This is a genomic window from Pontiella sulfatireligans (genome assembly GCF_900890705.1).
GTDB classification, from domain to species: Bacteria; Verrucomicrobiota; Kiritimatiellia; order Kiritimatiellales; family Pontiellaceae; genus Pontiella; species Pontiella sulfatireligans.
This window is the reverse complement of sequence record NZ_CAAHFH010000001.1, coordinates 1,548,746-1,567,398: the sequence shown is the minus strand read 5'-3', so window position 1 is coordinate 1,567,398 and position 18,653 is coordinate 1,548,746. Positions and strand designations below refer to the sequence as shown.

Annotated in this window: 18 protein-coding genes and 1 tRNA gene; 13 read left to right on the top strand and 6 right to left on the bottom strand. The window is 55.9% G+C overall.

Going from position 1 to position 18,653, the window contains the following annotated elements; translation table 11 throughout:
• Nucleotides 1-135: 135 nt before the first annotated feature.
• From SCARR_RS05370 to SCARR_RS05360, 3 genes are all read right to left on the bottom strand, one after another.
• Nucleotides 136-212, bottom strand: a tRNA-Met gene (locus SCARR_RS05370).
• 61 nt (nt 213-273) lie between these two features.
• Nucleotides 274-2,070: a two-component system histidine kinase PnpS gene (gene pnpS, locus SCARR_RS05365; protein ID WP_136060479.1), complete on the bottom strand. Its 1,797-nt coding sequence runs from the start codon at nt 2,068-2,070 to the stop codon at nt 274-276.
• Nucleotides 2,067-2,762: a response regulator gene (locus SCARR_RS05360; protein WP_136060478.1), complete on the bottom strand. Its 696-nt coding sequence runs from the start codon at nt 2,760-2,762 to the stop codon at nt 2,067-2,069. Before SCARR_RS05360 ends, pnpS begins: the two co-directional genes overlap by 4 nt.
• 209 nt (nt 2,763-2,971) lie before the next feature.
• On the opposite strand from SCARR_RS05360, the gene SCARR_RS05355 reads away from it, so the two are divergent.
• The 10 genes from SCARR_RS05355 to SCARR_RS05310 all read left to right on the top strand — a co-directional run bounded on the left by SCARR_RS05355 (nt 2,972) and on the right by SCARR_RS05310 (nt 11,329).
• On the top strand, nt 2,972-4,009 hold the full coding sequence (locus SCARR_RS05355) for a hydroxymethylglutaryl-CoA reductase (RefSeq protein ID WP_136060477.1): 1,038 nt from the start codon (nt 2,972-2,974) through the stop codon (nt 4,007-4,009).
• A 57-nt stretch (nt 4,010-4,066) separates the two neighbouring features.
• Entirely contained in the window at nt 4,067-4,342 is a 276-nt protein-coding gene (locus SCARR_RS05350; protein ID WP_136060476.1) for a type II toxin-antitoxin system Phd/YefM family antitoxin, read from the top strand.
• A complete protein-coding gene (locus SCARR_RS05345) occupies nt 4,339-4,653 on the top strand; it encodes a type II toxin-antitoxin system RelE/ParE family toxin (protein WP_136060475.1) in 315 nt (104 codons plus the stop codon). Before SCARR_RS05350 ends, SCARR_RS05345 begins: the two co-directional genes overlap by 4 nt.
• Nucleotides 4,654-4,744: 91 nt before the next feature.
• The gene (locus SCARR_RS05340) at nt 4,745-5,857 is read left to right on the top strand and encodes a DUF481 domain-containing protein (RefSeq protein ID WP_136060474.1); all 1,113 of its coding nucleotides are present in this window, start codon (nt 4,745-4,747) and stop codon (nt 5,855-5,857) included.
• A 62-nt stretch (nt 5,858-5,919) separates the two neighbouring features.
• The gene (gene fni / locus SCARR_RS05335) at nt 5,920-6,948 is read left to right on the top strand and encodes a type 2 isopentenyl-diphosphate Delta-isomerase (RefSeq protein ID WP_136060473.1); all 1,029 of its coding nucleotides are present in this window, start codon (nt 5,920-5,922) and stop codon (nt 6,946-6,948) included.
• The gene (locus tag SCARR_RS05330) at nt 6,932-8,104 is read left to right on the top strand and encodes a hydroxymethylglutaryl-CoA synthase (RefSeq protein WP_136060472.1); all 1,173 of its coding nucleotides are present in this window, start codon (nt 6,932-6,934) and stop codon (nt 8,102-8,104) included. The genes fni and SCARR_RS05330 overlap by 17 nt, the downstream gene beginning before the upstream one ends.
• 3 nt (nt 8,105-8,107) lie before the next feature.
• Nucleotides 8,108-9,112 (top strand): mevalonate kinase family protein, encoded by a 1,005-nt coding sequence (locus SCARR_RS05325; RefSeq protein ID WP_136060471.1) that lies wholly within the window; start codon nt 8,108-8,110, stop codon nt 9,110-9,112.
• A gap of 3 nt (nt 9,113-9,115) precedes the next feature.
• Nucleotides 9,116-10,048, top strand: a complete 933-nt coding sequence (locus tag SCARR_RS05320) for a mevalonate kinase family protein (protein WP_136060470.1) — start codon at nt 9,116-9,118, stop codon at nt 10,046-10,048.
• Nucleotides 10,041-10,847, top strand: coding sequence for an ion transporter (locus SCARR_RS05315; RefSeq protein ID WP_136060469.1), 807 nt, complete (start codon nt 10,041-10,043; stop codon nt 10,845-10,847). The genes SCARR_RS05320 and SCARR_RS05315 overlap by 8 nt, the downstream gene beginning before the upstream one ends.
• Before the next feature lie 116 nt (nt 10,848-10,963).
• Nucleotides 10,964-11,329: a hypothetical protein gene (locus SCARR_RS05310; RefSeq protein ID WP_136060468.1), complete on the top strand. Its 366-nt coding sequence runs from the start codon at nt 10,964-10,966 to the stop codon at nt 11,327-11,329.
• Nucleotides 11,330-11,448: 119 nt separating this feature from the next.
• Here the strand turns inward: SCARR_RS05310 and hrpA are convergent, their stop codons facing one another.
• The 3 genes from hrpA to SCARR_RS05295 form a co-directional block, all read right to left on the bottom strand.
• Complete coding sequence (hrpA, locus tag SCARR_RS05305; protein WP_136060467.1) at nt 11,449-15,324, bottom strand: ATP-dependent RNA helicase HrpA; 3,876 nt, start codon at nt 15,322-15,324, stop codon at nt 11,449-11,451.
• A 65-nt stretch (nt 15,325-15,389) separates the two neighbouring features.
• Nucleotides 15,390-15,749 (bottom strand): type II toxin-antitoxin system VapC family toxin, encoded by a 360-nt coding sequence (locus SCARR_RS05300; protein ID WP_136060466.1) that lies wholly within the window; start codon nt 15,747-15,749, stop codon nt 15,390-15,392.
• On the bottom strand, nt 15,749-15,943 hold the full coding sequence (locus SCARR_RS05295; protein ID WP_136060465.1) for a type II toxin-antitoxin system VapB family antitoxin: 195 nt from the start codon (nt 15,941-15,943) through the stop codon (nt 15,749-15,751). The genes SCARR_RS05300 and SCARR_RS05295 overlap by 1 nt, the downstream gene beginning before the upstream one ends.
• Nucleotides 15,944-16,274: 331 nt before the next feature.
• Between SCARR_RS05295 and SCARR_RS05290 the strand changes: the two genes are divergently transcribed.
• The 3 genes from SCARR_RS05290 to SCARR_RS05280 all read left to right on the top strand — a co-directional run bounded on the left by SCARR_RS05290 (nt 16,275) and on the right by SCARR_RS05280 (nt 18,578).
• Nucleotides 16,275-16,901, top strand: coding sequence for a DUF6088 family protein (locus SCARR_RS05290; RefSeq protein WP_136060464.1), 627 nt, complete (start codon nt 16,275-16,277; stop codon nt 16,899-16,901).
• Nucleotides 16,898-17,890: a nucleotidyl transferase AbiEii/AbiGii toxin family protein gene (locus tag SCARR_RS05285; RefSeq protein WP_136060463.1), complete on the top strand. Its 993-nt coding sequence runs from the start codon at nt 16,898-16,900 to the stop codon at nt 17,888-17,890. Before SCARR_RS05290 ends, SCARR_RS05285 begins: the two co-directional genes overlap by 4 nt.
• 124 nt (nt 17,891-18,014) lie before the next feature.
• Entirely contained in the window at nt 18,015-18,578 is a 564-nt protein-coding gene (locus SCARR_RS05280) for a hypothetical protein (RefSeq protein WP_136060462.1), read from the top strand.
• Nucleotides 18,579-18,653: the final 75 nt, after the last annotated feature.

Genomic DNA, 18,653 nt, shown 5'->3' with positions numbered 1-18,653 from the left:
TTTGCCTGATTGTTTGCATGACGAGGCAAATGATCGCAGGTCATGTCAATCGATGTCATATTTCGGGGAGAGTAGCGCATCAGGCGTTAGGACTAACAAAAACGGGCCTGAAATGAATTTCAGACCCGTTCAAATTGGTAGCGGGGCTCGGATTTGAACCGAGGACCTTCAGGTTATGAGCCTGACGAGCTACCGGACTGCTCTACCCCGCAATTTTTTGTGTTACAAGGCGAGTGAAAGTATCGGATTTCCGTTTTGATGCAAGGGGTATTTTTATTTTTTTTCGTTTGTTTTAGGCGGGGGGTTGAGGGGCAGGGAAATAATGAATGTGCTGCCTTCGCCTACCTGGCTTTCAACCCGGATGGAGCCGTCGTGGGCTTGGATGATGTGTTTGACGATGGAGAGGCCTAGCCCGGTTCCCCCGAGCTTGCGGCTTCGGGCGGTATCGACGCGGTAGAAGCGTTCGAACAGGCGGTCAAGGTGCTTGCGCTCGATGCCGAATCCTTCGTCTTTGACGTAGATTACGGCGAGTTCTTTTTGTTTTTCGGCGAAGAGCATCACCTTTTTATCGGGGTCGGAATATTTGATGCTGTTAATGATGAGGTTCACCAGGGCTTGCTCGAGCAGGGGCGCGTTGATGGATAGGGTCAGATCATCGGGGCAGGTCAGTTCGATGCAGATGTTTTTCTTGGAGGCCTGCAGCTGGCAGAGGTAAATGGCGTTTTCTAAAACCCCTGCAAGCTGGCTGTCCTCTTTCATGACGCGGCCTTCTTTCTGCTCTAGGCGGGAAAGGGTGAGCAGGTCGTCGATGATGGCGTTCAGACGGCTGGACTGCTGGTTGATGATTTCGAGGAAGCGAAGTATATCGGGCTGATGGTTCCATTCGTCGGAAAGAAGGGTTTCAACAAAGCCTTTGATAGACGTGATGGGAGTCTTTAGTTCGTGCGAAACGTTGGCCACGAAGTCGGAGCGGACGGTTTCGAGATGACGCAGCTGGGTGACGTCCCGCAGGACGATCAGTGCGCCAATGGAGTGGCCGTCGTCATTGAGCAGGACGCGGCCGCTGGCGAGGATCTGTTTTTCGGAGTCGGCGATGAGAGTCATGTCGCGCGAAAGCGGTTTTTGCGAACCGAGTACGGCTTTGATGAATTCTTGAAGGTTGGCAAAGCGAACGGCCTGCTGAATCAATTCCCGGTTGGTTTCTTTGTGGTTCACGCCCAGTATTTCACCCGCCACGCGGTTCATCTGGATGATCCGCTCGCGTTTGTCGATGGCCAGTACGCCTTCGTCCATGCTGGAGAGCACGGCGTTTTGTTCGTTGCGCTGCTCACTGATGGTGGAAAGGGTCTTGTTGAGTTGTTCCGACATGCTGTTGAGCGATTCCGCCAACTGATTGAATTCAACGGTCTGCTGTGCAGGAATGCGGTGGTGGAAGTCGCCTTCGGCAAATCGCCGGGCGGCGCGTTCCATGCCGCGTAAGGGATTGGTGATGCGGCGGACGACGACAATACAAACGGCCATTGAAAGAATGCCGGTCAAAATCGAGGCCACAATGACCCGCTGCGTCATCGTGTTGAGTTCGGCTTTGATCGCTGTCATTGGAAGCGAGGCGCGAACAGCGCAGAGCGTTTCGTGGTTGGCGTCGAGCAACGGGGCCGCAATATACATCATCTCCTGTTTAACCGTTCGGCTGTAGCGCCGATCGAGGCCAACGCTTCCTCCGAGAGCTTGCCGGATTTCCGGCCGGTCGCCATGATATTCCATCATGGCGGGGTTTTCGTCGGAGTCGCCAACGACCTTTCCGTCGGGCATGATGATGGTGAATCGGGTTTCGGCGACCTGCCCGAGTTTTTTACAAAGCGCATGAATAGCGGCTTCGTTGGAGGTTTCAACGAGGGGGGCTATTTGTTCCGCAAACAGGACGGTGCGGGTGTGGATGTCTTTTTCGAGCGCTTGAAAATACAGCTCCGACATCGAGTGGAAGGCATAAAAGGCCACTACGAGGATCGCCAACGCAGTCAGAACCCAATAGGAGGGCAACAGCAACCAGAAGAGGTGCTTCTTTTTCATTCCTCTTCCTTAAAACGGTAGCCTATGCCTCGGACGGTTTCAATGCAGGTGCCGGCTTCGCCCAGTTTCTTGCGCAGTCCGACGATCTGGACATCGACGGAGCGGTCGGTGACGGGGTAGTCGTCGCCGTGAACAGCGTCAACGATTTGATAGCGGGTGAATACGCGACCCGGCTGACTGGCCATGAGCTGTAGCACCTTGAATTCGGTGAAGGTCAGGGTCACATCCGCTCCGCCGACCGCCACTTTATGCCTCGCGACATCGATTGAAATGTCATGCATGCGGATCAAGTCGTCGTTGGCGGCTGGGGCAGAGGACTCAATGCGTCGCAGCGCCGCCTTTACGCGGGCGAGGAGTACGCGGGGGCTGAAGGGCTTGGTTACATAGTCGTCAGCGCCAAGCTCCAGACCCGTAACAATGTCGGCTTCTTCGCAGAGGGCCGTCAGCATGATGATTGGGATGCGCGCGGTTTTGGGGTCGGCTTTGATGCGTTTGCAGACCTCCAGCCCGTCGGCGCCGGGAAGCATGATGTCGAGCAGGATCAGGTCCGGCTGGTACTGGCTCGCCATCGACAGCGCCTCCTCGCCGGAATCGACCACTTTGACGCGGTACTTTTTCCGTTCCAGATTAAACTGCAGCAGCTCCTGAATCGGGGCTTCGTCCTCGACCACTAAAATTTTAATCTTTTCCATGCGCCCAATCTTCCCTATTTACCGAAGGCTAACAAACCTTTAAATGTTAGAATCCTATGAGCCATCTCCGCTTCGCTGCGATGGAACTACGAAGGGGAATTCCTTTGTAGTGTTCCCGAAGTGAAGCGTTGGGAATATCCACGCGGAGAGTGAATTTGACAATGAGGCAAGTTCACCCACATACTCTTTTTCTTTATCAGGAGTAGTAAATGAGTGAATTTGCGCAAATTCCAATGAAGCTGGTCGGGCCGGTTCGTCTTTCCGGCCCCGTGATGGAGGGTGAGTACGAGGTGCCGCTGGCGACCTATGAGGCGCCGTTGTGGCCGTCAGTCAATCGCGGTGCCCGCGTTTCGATGAACTGCGAGGAAGGCATCCAATGCACCGTTGTCGATGAGCGCATGACCCGCTCCGTCCTGTTCGAAGCTGCCGATGCCTCCGCCGCTTTTCAGGCCCTGGAAAAAATCAAGGCGGTGTTCCCGGCGCTTCAAACGGTAGTCGAGGGCACCAGCCGCTTTGCCAAGCTGATCAACCTAAATTCCCAGATTGCCGGGAACCTGCTCTTTCTGCGTTTTGAATTCACCACCGGCGACGCCGCCGGCCACAACATGTGCACCCAGGCGGCTGAAGCGTTGATGAACCAGATCCTCGAACTCCATCCCGAACTAAAATACGGTTCGATCTCCGGCAACTATTGCTCCGACAAAAAGGCCACCGCCGTCAACGGCATTCTCGGCCGCGGCAAATATGTGATCGCAGAACTGACCATCCCCGAAAAAATCTGCCGACGCTACCTCAAGACCACACCCGCCCAGTTGGTGCAACTCAATATTCGCAAAAACCTGATCGGCACGATGCTCGCCGGCGGCTTGCGCAGCGCCAACGCGCATTTTGCCAACATGCTGCTTGGCTTCTACCTTGCCACCGGGCAAGACGCCGCCAACATTGTCGAAGGTTCGCAGGGCCTCACCATGGCCGAGGTGCGCGATGGCGATCTCTACTTTTCCGTCACGCTGCCCAATCTCATTGTTGGCACTGTCGGCAATGGCAAGGGGCTGGACTTTGTTCTGGAAAACATGAAGCGCATGGGATTGACCGAAGACCGCGAGCCCGGCGAAAACTCTCGCCGCCTCGCCTGCCTCTGCGCCGCCACGGTCCTTTGCGGCGAACTCTCCCTGCTCGCCGCCCAGACCAACTCCGGCGAACTCATGGACGCCCATCGCCGCATCGAGCGCGGGCAAAAGGATTGAGCTTGTTTCCGAACTCTTGCGGGGCTAAATTCAGTCCGAATTAAACCGGAGGTTGTTATGTTGCTTTCAGAGTCGGTCAAACCCATCAGCTACATCAAGGCGCACGCATCAGAGATGCTGGCGGACATCGCGAAAACCCGCAATCCGGTGATCATCACCCAAAACGGCCACGCCAAGGCGATCATCCAGGATCTGAAAACGTATGAGCAGACGCAGGAAACGCTTGCGATGCTCAAAATTGTTGCCGCCGGCGAAAAAGCGGTGGCTGAAGGCCGGGTTAAGCCTCTCGACGAGGCCTTCGCGGAAATTCATCGACGCACCCGAGCGGAATGAAGGCTCTCTTTACAGAAGAGGCCATCGACGATCTGGTCGATTTGCATGGTTTTTTGACTTTTGCAGAAAGCCCGGGCCGTGCGACCGAGATTCTCGCCGGCATCCGGGGCGCTTGTCAAAAACTCGCGGAATTCCCTGAGCAAGGGCATGTCTCTCCAGAACTCGAAGGCTACAAGGCGAAGTATCGCGAAATACGGTTCAAAGCATGGCGAATCATCTGCCGCACCGAAGAGAAAAAACTGCATGTTTTCGCCATCGTCGACAGCCGCCGCGACGTGCAGTCCTTTTTGCAGCACCGCCTGTTGAGGTAGCGGCCATTGCCTTGGGAAGAGTTTTTACATGGTTTTTCGCAATGATTTATCCAGCTTTAGTCCAAACGAATCCTTATGAACAGGACATATAATGATGTTTCAATTTAAGCAGGCCGGCTGCGTTGCCGGCGTTCTCCTTGGCATTCTGATTTCGCAGGCGTCCGGTGAGCCGGATGATCCTTGGGAGCGGTTTGTGCCACCGCCGGACAAAAAATTCGATTGGCTGCAGCTAACGTCGGGGGAATGGCTGAAGGGCGATTTTAAGGTGATGTATGCTCATGAGTTGGAGTTCGACAGCGATGAGATGGATCTGCAGACCTTCGACTTCGAGGATGTTAAGCGGCTGCGTACGAGAAACCGGCAGAACGTATTGGTTGAACGGAAAGGCGGTCAGGGAACGATCGTCAGGCGGGGGTTGCTTGAAATCACGGATGGCCAAGTGGTGGTTCTTGACACGGAGGAAAGATTCGAAGTCGAGCGCAAGCGGGTGGTTGCCATTGCATCCGGACGCCGGAGATGGTGGGACATGTGGTCGGGCTCGTTGTCGTATGGACTCAACAAGCGCAGCGGCAATACGGAAACCACCGATCAGACGGTTATGGTTGGTTTGAAGCGGCGTACCGCTCGGAGCCAGCTGCTTATTGACTATTTGGCAAACTACAGCGAGAGCAACGGCGATAAGACCACCGACAATCAGCGGTTGACGAGCAGCTACAGCTGGTTTTTGACCTCCCGGTTTTACTGGCGGATTTTGCAGGGCGAATACTATAGCGATGAGTTTACCAATATTGACAATGAATATTCGATTGGCAGCGGGCCGGGCTATGATTTGATCCGAACCTCGAGAACGGAGTGGTCCATTTACTCTGGATTGGGCTACCAGAAAAAGGAGTTTGAATCCGTCGAGGCCGGGGAAGACACTTCGTCCACTTCTGCGTTTTTTGCGTCTGGGCTGTACTTTGACCAGGACATCACGAGCCGGGTTGATTTTTTGGTGGATTACAGCATGCGCTGGCTCAACGATGAAAACGGACGGTACACCCATCATACGGTTGCCACGCTTTCGATTGATCTCATCAACGACTTTGATATTGACCTGTCTTATATTTGGGATCGTGTTGAGAGTCCTCAGCGCTCCTCGGGCGGCGATCTTCCCGATAAAGACGACTTCCAGTATGTGGTCAGCATTACGTATGAATTCTGACTTCAACGCTCTGCTTTTAGGGTTTCCATCACTTAGATAAACGGTATAAGGTCCTCCGCATTATGGAACCTATTAACCAGCGTAAGCTCGACCACATTAATATTGTTTCGGAAGGCGGGGCGATTGATCGTCGGCAAACCTATTTTGACCGCATCCACCTGACCCATCGAGCGCTGCCCGAGCTCAATCTGGCCGACGTCGATTCGTCCTGCCAATTCCTCGGCAAGGATTTGTCGTTCCCCTTGCTGATCTCCTCTATGACCGGTGGCGCGGACAAGGAACTGGTGAAGATCAACCGCAACCTGGCCATCGCAGCCGAGGCGGAGGGCGTCGCGCTGGCGATCGGCTCGCAGCGCGTCTTCCTGTCCGACGATGCGGCGCGGGCGAGCTTCGAGCTCCGGGAGCATGCGCCGAATGCGTTGCTGCTGGGCAACCTCGGCGCTGTGCAGCTCAACTATGATCTGGGCCTCGCCGACTGCAAAGCGGCCGTGAAGGTGCTGGACGCCGACGGCCTGTATCTGCACCTGAATCCGTTGCAGGAGGCGGTGCAACCCGAGGGCGATACGGATTTTTCCAGCCTTCTGAACAAGATTGCCGAGATTGTGCGATCCTTGAAAAAACCGGTTATCATCAAAGAGGTTGGCGCCGGCATTTCGTCGCGGGATGTCGAACATCTGTTGGCGGCGGGCATAAAGTATATCGATGTGGCGGGGAGTGGCGGGACGTCGTGGAGCATGGTGGAAAGCAAGCGCTCCGACAATCCATCGCTAGGCGAACTGTTCAAGGACTGGGGCATCCCGACACCGGTGGCGCTACGGCAGATGAAGCCCTATCGCCATGAGGTGGAACTGATTGCCTCCGGCGGCATTCGCAATGGAATCGACATGGTCAAGAGCATTATTTTTGGCGCATCGCTGTGCGGTGTGGCGCGGCCGTTCCTGAACCCGGCACGCGAGTCGGCCGAGGCCGTTCAGGTTGCGATCCGTCGCCTGAAGCGCGAGTTCACAACAGCCATGTTCCTGCTGGGCGCAGGGTGCATCAACGATATTAAAGGCAGGGAGGAGCTAGTTCTTAATGAATATTGGAATTGATAGAATCAGCTTCCACACTTCGCACTATTATGTGGATTTAAAGACCCTTGCGGAAGTACGCTCGGTCGAGGTTAACAAATACTATGTCGGGATCGGACAGGAAAAAATGGGCATTCCTTCGCCCGACGAAGACGTAGTGACGCTGGCTGCCAGCGCGGCTTATCCTTTGATGCAGGCCGGCGAACTCGATGAAGTTGAACTGCTGCTCTTCGCCACCGAAAGCGGGATCGATCAGTCGAAGTCGGCTGGAGTTTATGTGCACGGCCTGTTGGAGATGCCTGCGCGCTGCCGGACGGTTGAGTTGAAGCAGGCGTGTTACAGCGGTACTGCCGGCCTGCAGCTGGCGATCGCCTTTGTGGCCCGCAACCCCGGCAAGAAAGCGCTGGTGATTGCCTCCGACATTGCCCGCTACGAGCTGGGCAGCCCCGGCGAAGCCACGCAGGGCTGCGGTTCGGTCGCGATGCTGGTTTCAGCTAACCCGCGGTTGCTGGCCATAGAGCCGGAGAGCGGCTACGTTACGGAAGACGTGATGGATTTCTGGCGGCCGAACTACCGTTCAGAAGCTTTCGTCGACGGCAAGTATTCCACGATGGTCTATATCCATACGCTGGTCGAATCGTGGAAACAGTATGCCGAACTGACCGGCCGGTTGCTCAGCGATTTCGACCGTTTCTGCTACCATATCCCGTTTACAAAAATGGCTGAAAAGGCGCACCAGAAGCTGTGCCGCAAGTTTAAGGTCGAAGCTGACAACGCGACGATGTACACCTTGCTCGACGAGTCGCTGCGCTACAGCCGGGTCACGGGAAACTGCTATTCCGGTTCGATGTATGTTGGCCTAGCTTCGCTGCTTGAGACGGCGGCGGAGGATCTTTCCGGCAAGCGTGTCGGATTCTACAGCTACGGCTCCGGCTGCGTGGGCGAATTTTTCAGTGGCGTGGTTCAACCCGGATACGGCGACTTCCTCTTTGCTGATCAGCATCGGAATTTGCTGGAGAACCGCACCGAGCTGACGTATCAACAATACGAAGACATCTTTAATTACGGCGTGCCGACCGACGGAGGGGAATATGTGTTCCCCCAATACAAGACCGGACCCTTCCGGTTCTCGGGCATCAGCCAGCACAAGCGTGAATATGAATCGTTGGTGGATTAGCGAATGAAAGCAGTGGCGCCAGGCAAAATAATCTTGAGCGGCGAGCATGCCGTGGTCTACGGCAAGCCGGCCATTGCCATGGCGATCGACCGCAGCGCGGTTTTTGAGCTGACGCCCCAGACCGGCGACAAAATTTCGTTTGATCTGCCCGGCGACACCGACAATGGATCGCACACGCTGCTGGCCTTGCGCGACTTCAAGCGTCGCGCAGAAAGGAAATACCGGGAATTCCTGAACGGCGAAATCGGCATCGGCTACGTACTGGCGGCACCGGCCGATCTATTCCGCTTCGCCTTTATTCATACGCTGGACGGGCTGCACCGCAAACTCGATTCCGGGCTCGTGCTCAAACTGCGCTCCAGCATTCCGGTGGGATGCGGGATGGGCTCATCCGCCGCCACGGTGCTGAGCGAAATTCGGGCGATCGGGCACTACTTGCGCACGGATTTCAAGCCGGACTGGTATTATGAATACAGTCTGGAAGCCGAAAAGATGCAGCACGGAAAACCGAGCGGCGTCGATTCCTACATTTCTCTATACGGCGGTTGCGCGCGGTTTCAGCAAGGCGAGGCCGTTTCTATTTCGCTTCCCCGCATGAAGATGTTCATGGTGCAGACCGGTATTCCGGAATCGACGACAGGCGAGTGCGTGATGGAGGTCGAGCGCCGTTTCCGCAACAGCGAAATCTGGAGTGAGTTCGAGAGCGTCACCAATGCCTTTGAGGAGGCGCTTCGCCATAACGACGAGCAGAAACTCCATTGGCTTGTTCGGGAAAACAACCGCTTGCTGGCCACCATAGGCGTGGTGCCGCAGCGCGTACAGTGCTTCATCGCCGAGATTGAGGCGTGGGGCGGTTCCGCCAAGGTGTGTGGCGCGGGTTCAGTGAGTGGAGACCAAGGCGGCATCGTTCTGGTGTTCGGCGATGTTGCTCCTGTTGTGCTCTGTCAAAAATACGGTTATACGGTTTCGCCCGTTCGTGGGGACCCGCTTGGCACCCGCATGGTCTAGCCGATGGCCGATGCGCCCACCATTACAACTTCAGCGCCCGGCAGCCTGATGCTGCTGGGCGAACATGCCGTGCTTCACGGGCGCCATGCTTTGGTTGGCGCCATCAATCGGCGTATCACCGTTCGGTTGCTTCCGAGCAAGGACGATTCCTTCCGCATTATGTCCAGCCTAGGGGAGTATGAAAGCCCGCTCGAGGACCTTGCCGACCACCCCTCGTTCCGCTTTGTGCTGCAGGCGATCCGGCAGCACTTCGGGCAATTCCCATCCGGTTTTGAGTTGCGTATCGACTCCGAATTCTCCGCCGACATTGGCTTCGGTTCGTCGGCCGCGGTAACGGTTGCAACGCACGTCGCCATACTGAATTGGCTCCTCGGCGAGCCACCGGAAAAGGAGTTGTTGTTTTCCGAATCGTTGAAGACGGTTCATGCCGTTCAGGGGCGGGGATCCGGTGCTGATGTAGCGGCGAGCGTGTATGGCGGCATGGTCGGCTATACCACCGCACCGGAGTTCCTGCCCGTGGCGGTTTCGGTGCCGCTGACGGCGGTCTATTGCGGCTACAAGACCCCGACGCCGGAAGTGATTCTGAAGGTCGAACAGCTGCGCGCCGTGAACCTCATAAAATATGAGCGCATCTATTCCGAGATCGACGCCGGCGTGCAAGAGGCGGTGGCCTGCCTTCAGCGCCGCGACCTCGCCGCCTTCGGAAAAATCCTCAACCGCAACCAGCAGCTGATGGCCGAGATGGGCGTCAACACGCCGGAGCTGCAGGAGATTGTCTGGACACTGCAAAGCGATCCCGAAGTGTTTGGCGCCAAGATTTCGGGCTCGGGTCTGGGCGACTGTGCCATCGGAATCGGCAATGCGGAGCTGCCGGGCTTAAACTATCCCGTCCACCATTTGGAAATCACCCCTGTCGGATGCGAATGCCATGAGTGACCAATCCCTTAAAGAGCGGCTCTACACCATTATTTTCGAGGCCGACACACCGGCCGGCAAGCTGTTCGACGTACTGCTGTTTGTTGCCATCATGGCCAGCGTTGTCCTCACCATGCTGAGCAGCGTTTCGGAGATCCGCGCCGCGCACGGGGTTTGGCTGTTTCCGCTGAATGCACTGTTTACAGGATTGTTCACGGTTGAGTATGCCCTGCGCCTGTATTGCACCCGCAAGCCGTTGCGCTATGCCCGCAGTTTTTTCGGCGTGGTCGACCTCTTGGCGATTCTTCCGTTCTACATCGGCATTTTTATCCCGGGGACGCGTTTTCTCGATGTCGTCAAGGTGCTGCGGATGCTGCGCATTTTCCGGGTGCTTAAGATGGCGCAGTATGTGGGCGAGGCGGATCTGCTTAAAAATGCACTGGTGTCGAGCCGTCGCAAAATCGGCATCTTTTTGGTGGTTGTAATGACCATCGTTGTGATCATCGGCTCCTTGATGTATGTTATTGAGGGCGAAGCCAACGGCTTCTCCAGCATTCCGCAATCGGTCTATTGGGCCATTGTTACGCTCACCACGGTGGGGTATGGCGACGTCTCGCCGCACACCCCGCTGGGGCAGACCTTGGCGGCGTGCATCATGATCATCGGCTACAGTATTATCGCCGTCCCGTCGGGCATCATCACCGCCGAACTCGGGCTTTCCGCCGCACAGCATAAAAACGGCCGGAAATGCGGAGCATGCGGCCACGCCGAGCACGACATCGATGCAAAGTTCTGCAAAAGCTGCGGCGAAAAACTGTAGTTCAGTTCCTTATAAAATTGAGCGGAACGCCGGTTTCACTGTCTAACTGAACGCATTGCATGGGAGGGAAACGTTCCCGACCGGAATGCGGTTAATAGTGGAAAGGAGTGTTCAAGATGAGGGCTAACAGGCATGTGCTTGCAATCCTGCTCGGCGGCTTGTTCCTAGCGGGATCCGGTTGTCAATCATGGAGAACGGATGAGGTTGAAGTTCGGAAAAACAACTTTGATTTTGACGGCATCCCCGGACGCGAATATCTGGTAGGCGGTGGATATACGATTATCTACAGAGCTCCGGTTGAAGGCGACCTGTACCTTGCCGATGAGAGCAGCGAACGGCTTTTAGCGACTGTTTCCCTTCAAGCAGGTGAAGAGCATGAAATGGAGTTTGATATCCAAGACGAAAAGCTGTCGGCAAATCTGGATGCGATAGGCATTGATCCCCAAAAGGCGCAGTTCAAGCTGTATTTCGTGCCGCGCTAGGGAAGCTTCACTCGATCTCGGCTGTTCCGATGTGGGGCCGGATTCCGATCCGGCGCCCGTCGTTCGGGAGACGCCGGATCGGAATCCGGCCCCACCATTAACGTGCTAGCAAGTCGAGGCTATTGAACCAGGTTTGACCAAGCTTCTTCCAGCCTCTGGGCGGAAACTTTCTGAGGGGTCTTGATTTCCGGAGCGAAGCGGTTGACGCGGAACTCTTCGAGCATCATTGCAAATTCGATCAGACCGTGCGCCTCGGCAATGTTGTCGTTTTTGAGCAGCGTTTCGTTGAGTCGGTTCTGGAACGGCTCCACTTCAGCCAGTTTGCGGGTGTCGGTCTGGGCGTTGTTGCGGATGCGCTGGATGCGGATCTGCATGGCTTTCAGATAGCGCGGGTAGCGACTGAATACATCGAGGGTCTTCAGGAAGCCGGGGCGGAATAAAAACTCCAGCTGCATTTTCAGATCATGCATCGTGTCAAATTCGGCGCTGAGGCTTCCGATCGCCACCACAATTGTTTCTCGTTGTTCGAGCATGTTTTCGAGAATTGCCGCCGCCTCTGCCGCGGTTTCGTAGAGTGTAGAGCGGGCAGCCAGCGACCGTTCTTTGAAGAGGGTTGCATCCCGTATTTCAATTCGCCCATCCTTTGTTAGCGCATCGACAATCGCGACATCAAAAAGATCGGTCAGGAAATCGCTGTCGATGGACGACAGGGTCAGCTGCATCATCGGGGTGAGCGGGGGACGCTTTTCCACATACTTCACTTGGTCGGCCTGCTGGATGCGGAACAGCTGGGCCAGTCCGGCCCGGTGCGAATGGTCCGCATCGATCGGGCTCAAGAAAACGCAGCGCCCAACACCGGCGGCTTCGGCAGTCAGAGCCGGATAGCCGCGTGTTTTTTTGCTGTCGTCGCTGGTAATGAATTCCGGCAGCGCATCGCCCGGCCATGATTTTTGCGGGGGGAGCGTCCACTTGGCGAACGTCAGCTCGGTGCTGCTGCGGTACGCATTCAGGCGGTGGTCGGCGGAGATGGAGGTATGCACCCGGACAATCTCGTCGTTCTGCGTTTCAATCACCTTCATGCGCAGGAATTCAGGGAAACCCGATTCATCAAAGTCGGATGCATCGACCGGCAGCTTGAATTCGCTCTGAAGGAAATTCGAAAGCGCGGTGAGCAGCGGGCGGTCTGTCACACCTGCGCAGGTGTGACAAAAAGCGCGTGCCGTCTGGTCGATCGGGGCAATGGTGGTCCGCAGGTTTCTCGGCAGGGTGCGCAGCAGGCGGTTGACCTTTTCCTCCAGCCAGCCCGGAACGAGCCAGTCGGGCGCCCAGTCGGGCAGGAAGGCCAGCTTGTCCGTCGGGCAGACGATCGCCATGCCGTCGAGCTCTGTGCCGGGATCGAAGGTGTAGATGAGGTGGAATTCCTCGTGATGGAACGTCAGCTTGTCGGGAAAGTTTTCCAGCGTGATCGGTGTGGCTTGCGGATACATCGCATCCTGTAGGCGCATCGCAATCCGGGCCTTTGATTTGCGAATCCACTGTTCCAGGGTTTGAACGGAATAGACGTCCGGCGGAAGCAAGGCGTCGAAATGCTCGGAGATTGCGTCGAAGTCAAGCAGGGCGCCGGGGCGGCGAATCTTTTCCTCCAGCCCGTGGATGTCGTCGAGCATGCGTTGGTGCAGCTTAAGCCATCCGCCGTGCGTGCTCAGGTTGCCGGGAACCATGCCTTCGCGGATGAACATCTTCCGCGCTTCTTCGGGGTTGATCGGGCCAAAGTGTACGTTGCGTCCGGATAGCAGGGTGAGGCCGCCCGAAACAATGGATTCTTTCGCATAGACAAAGCCCTTGTCTGCATCCCATGCAGGATTTTTGTAGACCGCTTTGCAGAGGTGCGGCGCAACGGACTCCAGCCATTCCGGTTGGACTTCCGCCACGACGCGCGCATAGAGCCGAGTGGTTTCCACCAGCGCAAAGGTCATCACCCATTCAGGCGGTTTTTTAAACAGGCCGGAGCCGGGAAAGATAAAAAACTTGCGGTTGCGCGCGGCGGTAAACTCGCTGCCTTCGCCCTTCAATCCAATATTGGCCGGCAAGCCTGCCAGCAGGCTGCGGTGGACGAGGTCGTAAGTTTGTGGAGCAGGCTTCCCAGCCTGCTCAGGGCAGGCAGAGATGCCTTCCCCACATTTCCAGCCTAGGTCCCGCACGGTCTGTTTCAAGTCGCGCCAGAGGTTGGTCCACTCCATGATGCGGCGATAGTTGATGAAGTTCTTCTTGCAGTATTTGCGCAGCTTGCCGTGCGAGCCGCCTGCGCCCCGCTCGTCCTCGATGGCGTTCCAGAGGTTGAGGATCGTAATGAAGTCGGATTTCGGCTCAACCCACTGCTTGTGCGCCAAGTCGGCGGCATCGGCCTTTTCCGTCGGGCGCTCGCGCACATCCTGAATGGAGAGGAACGCGACGAGCACGAGGGTTTCCGGCAGTGCGCCTTCGTTGTGCGCCTGCACAATCATGCGGGCCAGATGCGGGTCGGTCGGGAAGGCCGAGATGTCGCGCCCGAGCTTGGTGAGCTTGCGGTCCTCGTCGATTGCGCCGATGTCCTGCAACGCCTTGTAGCCCTCTCGCACCAGCGCAGGCGAGGGTGGATCGATCAGCGGAAACTGTTCGATGGGGGGCAGGGCGAGCAGGTTCATTTGCAGGATCACGCCCGCGAGCGACGTGCGCCGGATTTCGGGGTCGGTGTATTGTGCGCAGTCTTCGAGCGTGTCCTTGTCGTAGAGATAAATGCAGATGCCGTCGGTCACGCGGCCGCACCGGCCGCGCCGCTGGCGGGCGCTGGCCTGCGACACCTGTTCGACCTGCAGGCCCTGCACCTGCGTGCGCGGATTGTAGCGGCTCAGCCGCACCTGCCCGGAATCGATCACATAATGGATGCCCGGAATGGTGATGGAGGTTTCGGCCACGTTGGTCGCCAGAATAATGCGCCGCCGTCCGCCGGTCTTAAAAACGCGCTGCTGTTCGCCCATGCTCAGCCGTCCGAAAAGGGGGAGCACTTCCGTGTTTTTAAAATGCTGGCCGTCGAGCTTTTTGGTGGCGTCTTTGATTTCGCGCTCGCCCGGCAGGAAGATCAGCACGTCGCCTTCGTCGTCCACATCCGAGATCCAACGCATGGCGCGCAGAATATGGTTCGAAAGCTCCTCGTCCTTGCCCGGCGGGAGGAAAAAGTCTTCTACCGGATAGGTGCGGCCTTCCACTTCGATGACCGGCGCGTTGTTGAAAAAGGCCGAAAAGCTTTTGGCGTCGAGCGTGGCCGAGCTGATCACCACTTTCAGATCCGGCCGGACCTTGAGCAGGTTTTTAATGTAGCCGAGCAGGAAGTCAATGTTGAGGCTGCGCTCGTGAGCCTCGTCGATAATGATGCAGTCGTATTGCTGCAGATGGCGGTCGCGCTGGGTTTCGGCCAGCAGGATGCCGTCGGTCATGAATTTGATGATCGTCTCGTCGCAGGTCTGGTCGTCGAAGCGCACTTGGCAGCCGACGCCTTTGCCGTAGTTGGTGTCCATCTCTTCGGCCACGCGCCGCGCCATGCCCGTTGCCGCCAAACGGCGCGGTTGGGTGACGCCGATGCGTCCGGTCTTGCCGGCACCGGCTTCGAGCACAATCTTCGGAAGCTGGGTCGTCTTGCCCGATCCCGTCGTCCCGCAGACAATCACGACCTGGTGGTCTTCGATCAGCTTTTGGATGTCCGCGCGTTTTCCGGAGATGGGAAGATTTTCAGGATAGTCCAGTTTAAGCTGCACCGCCGCCCGCTTTTGCGCGCGTTCCAAGGATTGGACATGCACCTCCTGCAGTTTGGCCACCAGCTTGTCGGCCGGCTTGCTATCGTGGATGCACTGGCGCACCCGCCGCATCAGCGCATTCAGGTGCCCGCGGTCGCGCAGCAGCAAGCCGTCGAGCGACTGTTTCACCGTATTGAGAACTTTCTTTGTTTCCGACTGATCCATAAGAGCCGGACATAAGGACACAGGGGGCAGGGCAGTTCAAGGAAGAAGAGGCAGGATAATCGTTGTTATGAGATTGAGACTTCGAGGTGCTCGGCCGCTTGGCGCAGGCGTTTGTCGCGGGTGAAAAGCTGTGCATTGCCAAGTTTACACGATGCCAGCAGGTGGATGTCGATCAAGCCGATCCCAAGACCCATCAGTTTATGTTTCTCAATGAAAAACAGGATTTCATCGTCATCGGCTTTATCAATATGTGGCAAGGCGTGTAGGAGCGATAAGATCTCTTTACGGTTTTTAAGGTTTCCACACGCCAGTTCACCGATGATGAAGGGGTGGATCGCTGCTTCACCGTCGTTAAGCAATGTGGTGAGTGTTGTGTTGCTGGATCGCAGGTGGTCGATCCAAACGGAAGTATCGACCAACACCATTAGGCGGCGCTCCGTCGGCGCGGAACAGGTTTCAGCTCCTTTTCCGTTCCGCCAAGGCTGGCGAGCCTCCGGCTGCTTTCCATAGCGATGAGCGCCTCAAGTCCACGCCGAACCAACGTCGTCTTTTCCTTGATGCCTGTTAAACGCCCCGCCTCGGCCAGAATGTCATCATCAATGTTTAATGTCGTTTTCATGCATATTCATATGGGCTAAAAGTATGGCTTTGTCAAGTCGGAGGAATATTCCGGTACGGCTTCTCCGCCGTTAGGACGACACGGAGGTCGTCCCTCCAAAAAGACAATTATAACATTGCAGGGAGCAGGCGGGACGCCTGCGACACATTTTAACGGGCTGAGGCCTCGGCGGGGACGTCGAATTCCTCGGGGATCTGAAATTAAGGGGTCGATCCTATGAAATGCCGTTTAGTGCAACGAGGGGTGCCGCGTCAGAATAAACGGGCTTGCTTTGTCAGTAAAAGGGTGTAGTTTGTGACAAATAAAGATCATTATTTGTCTCAATATATGTATGAGTAAAAAGGCCCAACAGATTGGTAAAAGGATTCTTGCGCGGATAAAGTCCCGTGGAAGGGGGTGGGTTTTTACACCGTCCAATTTCGAGGATATGTGTGGGCGCTCAACCGTCTCAACCAATCTTCAGCGGTTGCGCGAAGCGGGCCAAATCCGGCAGTTGGCCCGGGGGCTTTACGACTATCCGGAGACTCATTCCAAACTTGGGGTTCTTGCCCCTTCTGCGGATGCCATTGCAAAGGCTTTGGCGGGACGGGAGGCGATTCGGCTTCAGCCGTCTGGGGCGTATGCCGCTAATTTGCTGGGATTGTCGACACAGGTTCCCGCAAGGATGGTCTATCTGACGGATGGAGCATCGCGCATCGTTCAGGTTGGCAACCGTCAAATCATTTTGAAACGCACAACCCCGCGCAACATGGCCCCCGCCGGAAGAATCAGCGGGCTGGTCATTCAGGCTCTGCGCCATCTCGGGAAAGAGCATGTGGATGACGAAATTATTGCGCAGCTGAACCGCCGTTTGGATAGGGCGGCCTGTGACCAGCTGATGAAGGATATCTGCTATGCCCCGGGCTGGATTGCGGAAATTTTTCGCAAGCTGGCGAATGGAAAGGCGGGTGGCGCATGAATCGGTTTGTGAAGCTACCCCTGTCTGAGCAGGCCCTGTATTTCAGGCAGGCATCCGAACGGATGAGTCTTTCGGCGGAAGCCATCGAAAAGGACTTCTGGGTGGTCTGGGTGTTGGGTCGTCTTTTTTCTTCTGAGCTTCTGGCTCCAAAAATCCTGTTTAAAGGCGGCACATCGCTCTCGAAAGTATTTGGGCTGATCGATCGCTTTTCGGAGGATATCGATCTGATTTTAGATTGGGAGGAAGTGGTTTCAGAGGATCCTATGGCCGACCGTTCCAAAACGAAGCAGGATGAGTTTAACAAATTGGTTCCGGTGCTGTGCCGTGAATATATTGTGCACACGTTTTTGCCAGAGGTGATTCGTCTTGTGGGCGGAGTCTGCGTCGCAACGATCGAGGAGCATGCGCCGGATGTGATTAATATCCGGTATCCCTCCAGTTTTTCGAGCGAATATCTTAGACCGGAAGTGAGATTGGAAATCGGCCCGTTGGCGCAGTGGATTCCGAATGCGCGCTATGAGGTGAGCTCATATGCCGCCGAAGCTTTTCCGGATCTGTTTGAATGCCCTCGATGTTCTGTGAATGCGATTAAGGCTGAGCGCACTTTTTGGGAAAAAGCAACGATCCTTCACCATGAAGCTCATCGGCCGGAAAATTCTCCGGTGCCGGTGCGCTATTCTCGGCATTATTACGACCTGTACCTGATGGCAAAGTCAGAGGTGAAGCAGCGGGCATTAGGTGATCTGCATTTATTGAATGATGTTGTAAAATTTAAGCAACAGTTTTATCCGCGTGGCTGGGCGCAATATGAGCTGGCCAAGCCGGGGTCGCTGAGGCTTCTTCCTCCGGAGCGGATTTTGAATGCCATGCGCAAAGATTATGATGCTATGCAGGAAATGATTTTCGGCCGTCGTCCTTCTTTCGATGAGATGATTGTCGGCCTGCGTGAGCTGGAAACCGTAATCAATGCTTTGGAGCCTAAGAAATGAAGTTTGCCGCAGCCCATCTTAAAGCAGTGGCTGATGGGGCGGCAGGGTGGGGGCAGAGTGGAGGGGCCTCTGTCCCGTCCTAGGACGACACGGAGGTCGTCCCTCCAACTCGGAGGAGATATTTATGGGCGTATCAATTCATTTTAGTGGGACGATTCGGGCGGATATGATTGAACCGCTGTGTGCGGAGCTGGCGGATATTGCGACGTCGTTGGAATTCGAAGAATCGGTTCCGGTGAATGACGACGAGAAGGGGCTGCGGGGGATCATTCTGTGTCCGGCGTCGGAGATGGAGTCGATCCCATTTCTTTTCGATTCCAAGGGGCGGATGCACGCGCTGGGCGATTTGATTGCAGGGTGGACGCGGGAAAATGCGATTTTTAGTGTTGCGGTGAAGACGCAGTATGCAGGGGAGGCCTCCCATATCTGGCTGGTGGGTTTGTTGCGTTATATTCAGCGGAAATATATTCCCAACCTGAAGGTGACGGACGAAGGCGGCTATTGGGAGAGTGACGATCCCGAGGAGTTAAAACGCCGAATCGAGTCGCTGGGTGCAATCATCAAGAGCTTTGGTTCTGAGTTAGAAAGCGCTTTCATGGATGCGGTAGTCGATAAGAACGATCCCAATGCACTGGCTGATTTTATTGAGCGGGTGGTTTGTAATTTTCGTGCCAAGGAACAAAACTAATCGTGCTTCATGCTGAAGTTTGGCTCTGCGAGGAGTTACAGGCCAACTTTTCACCATTTGAGACACTTCGTTATT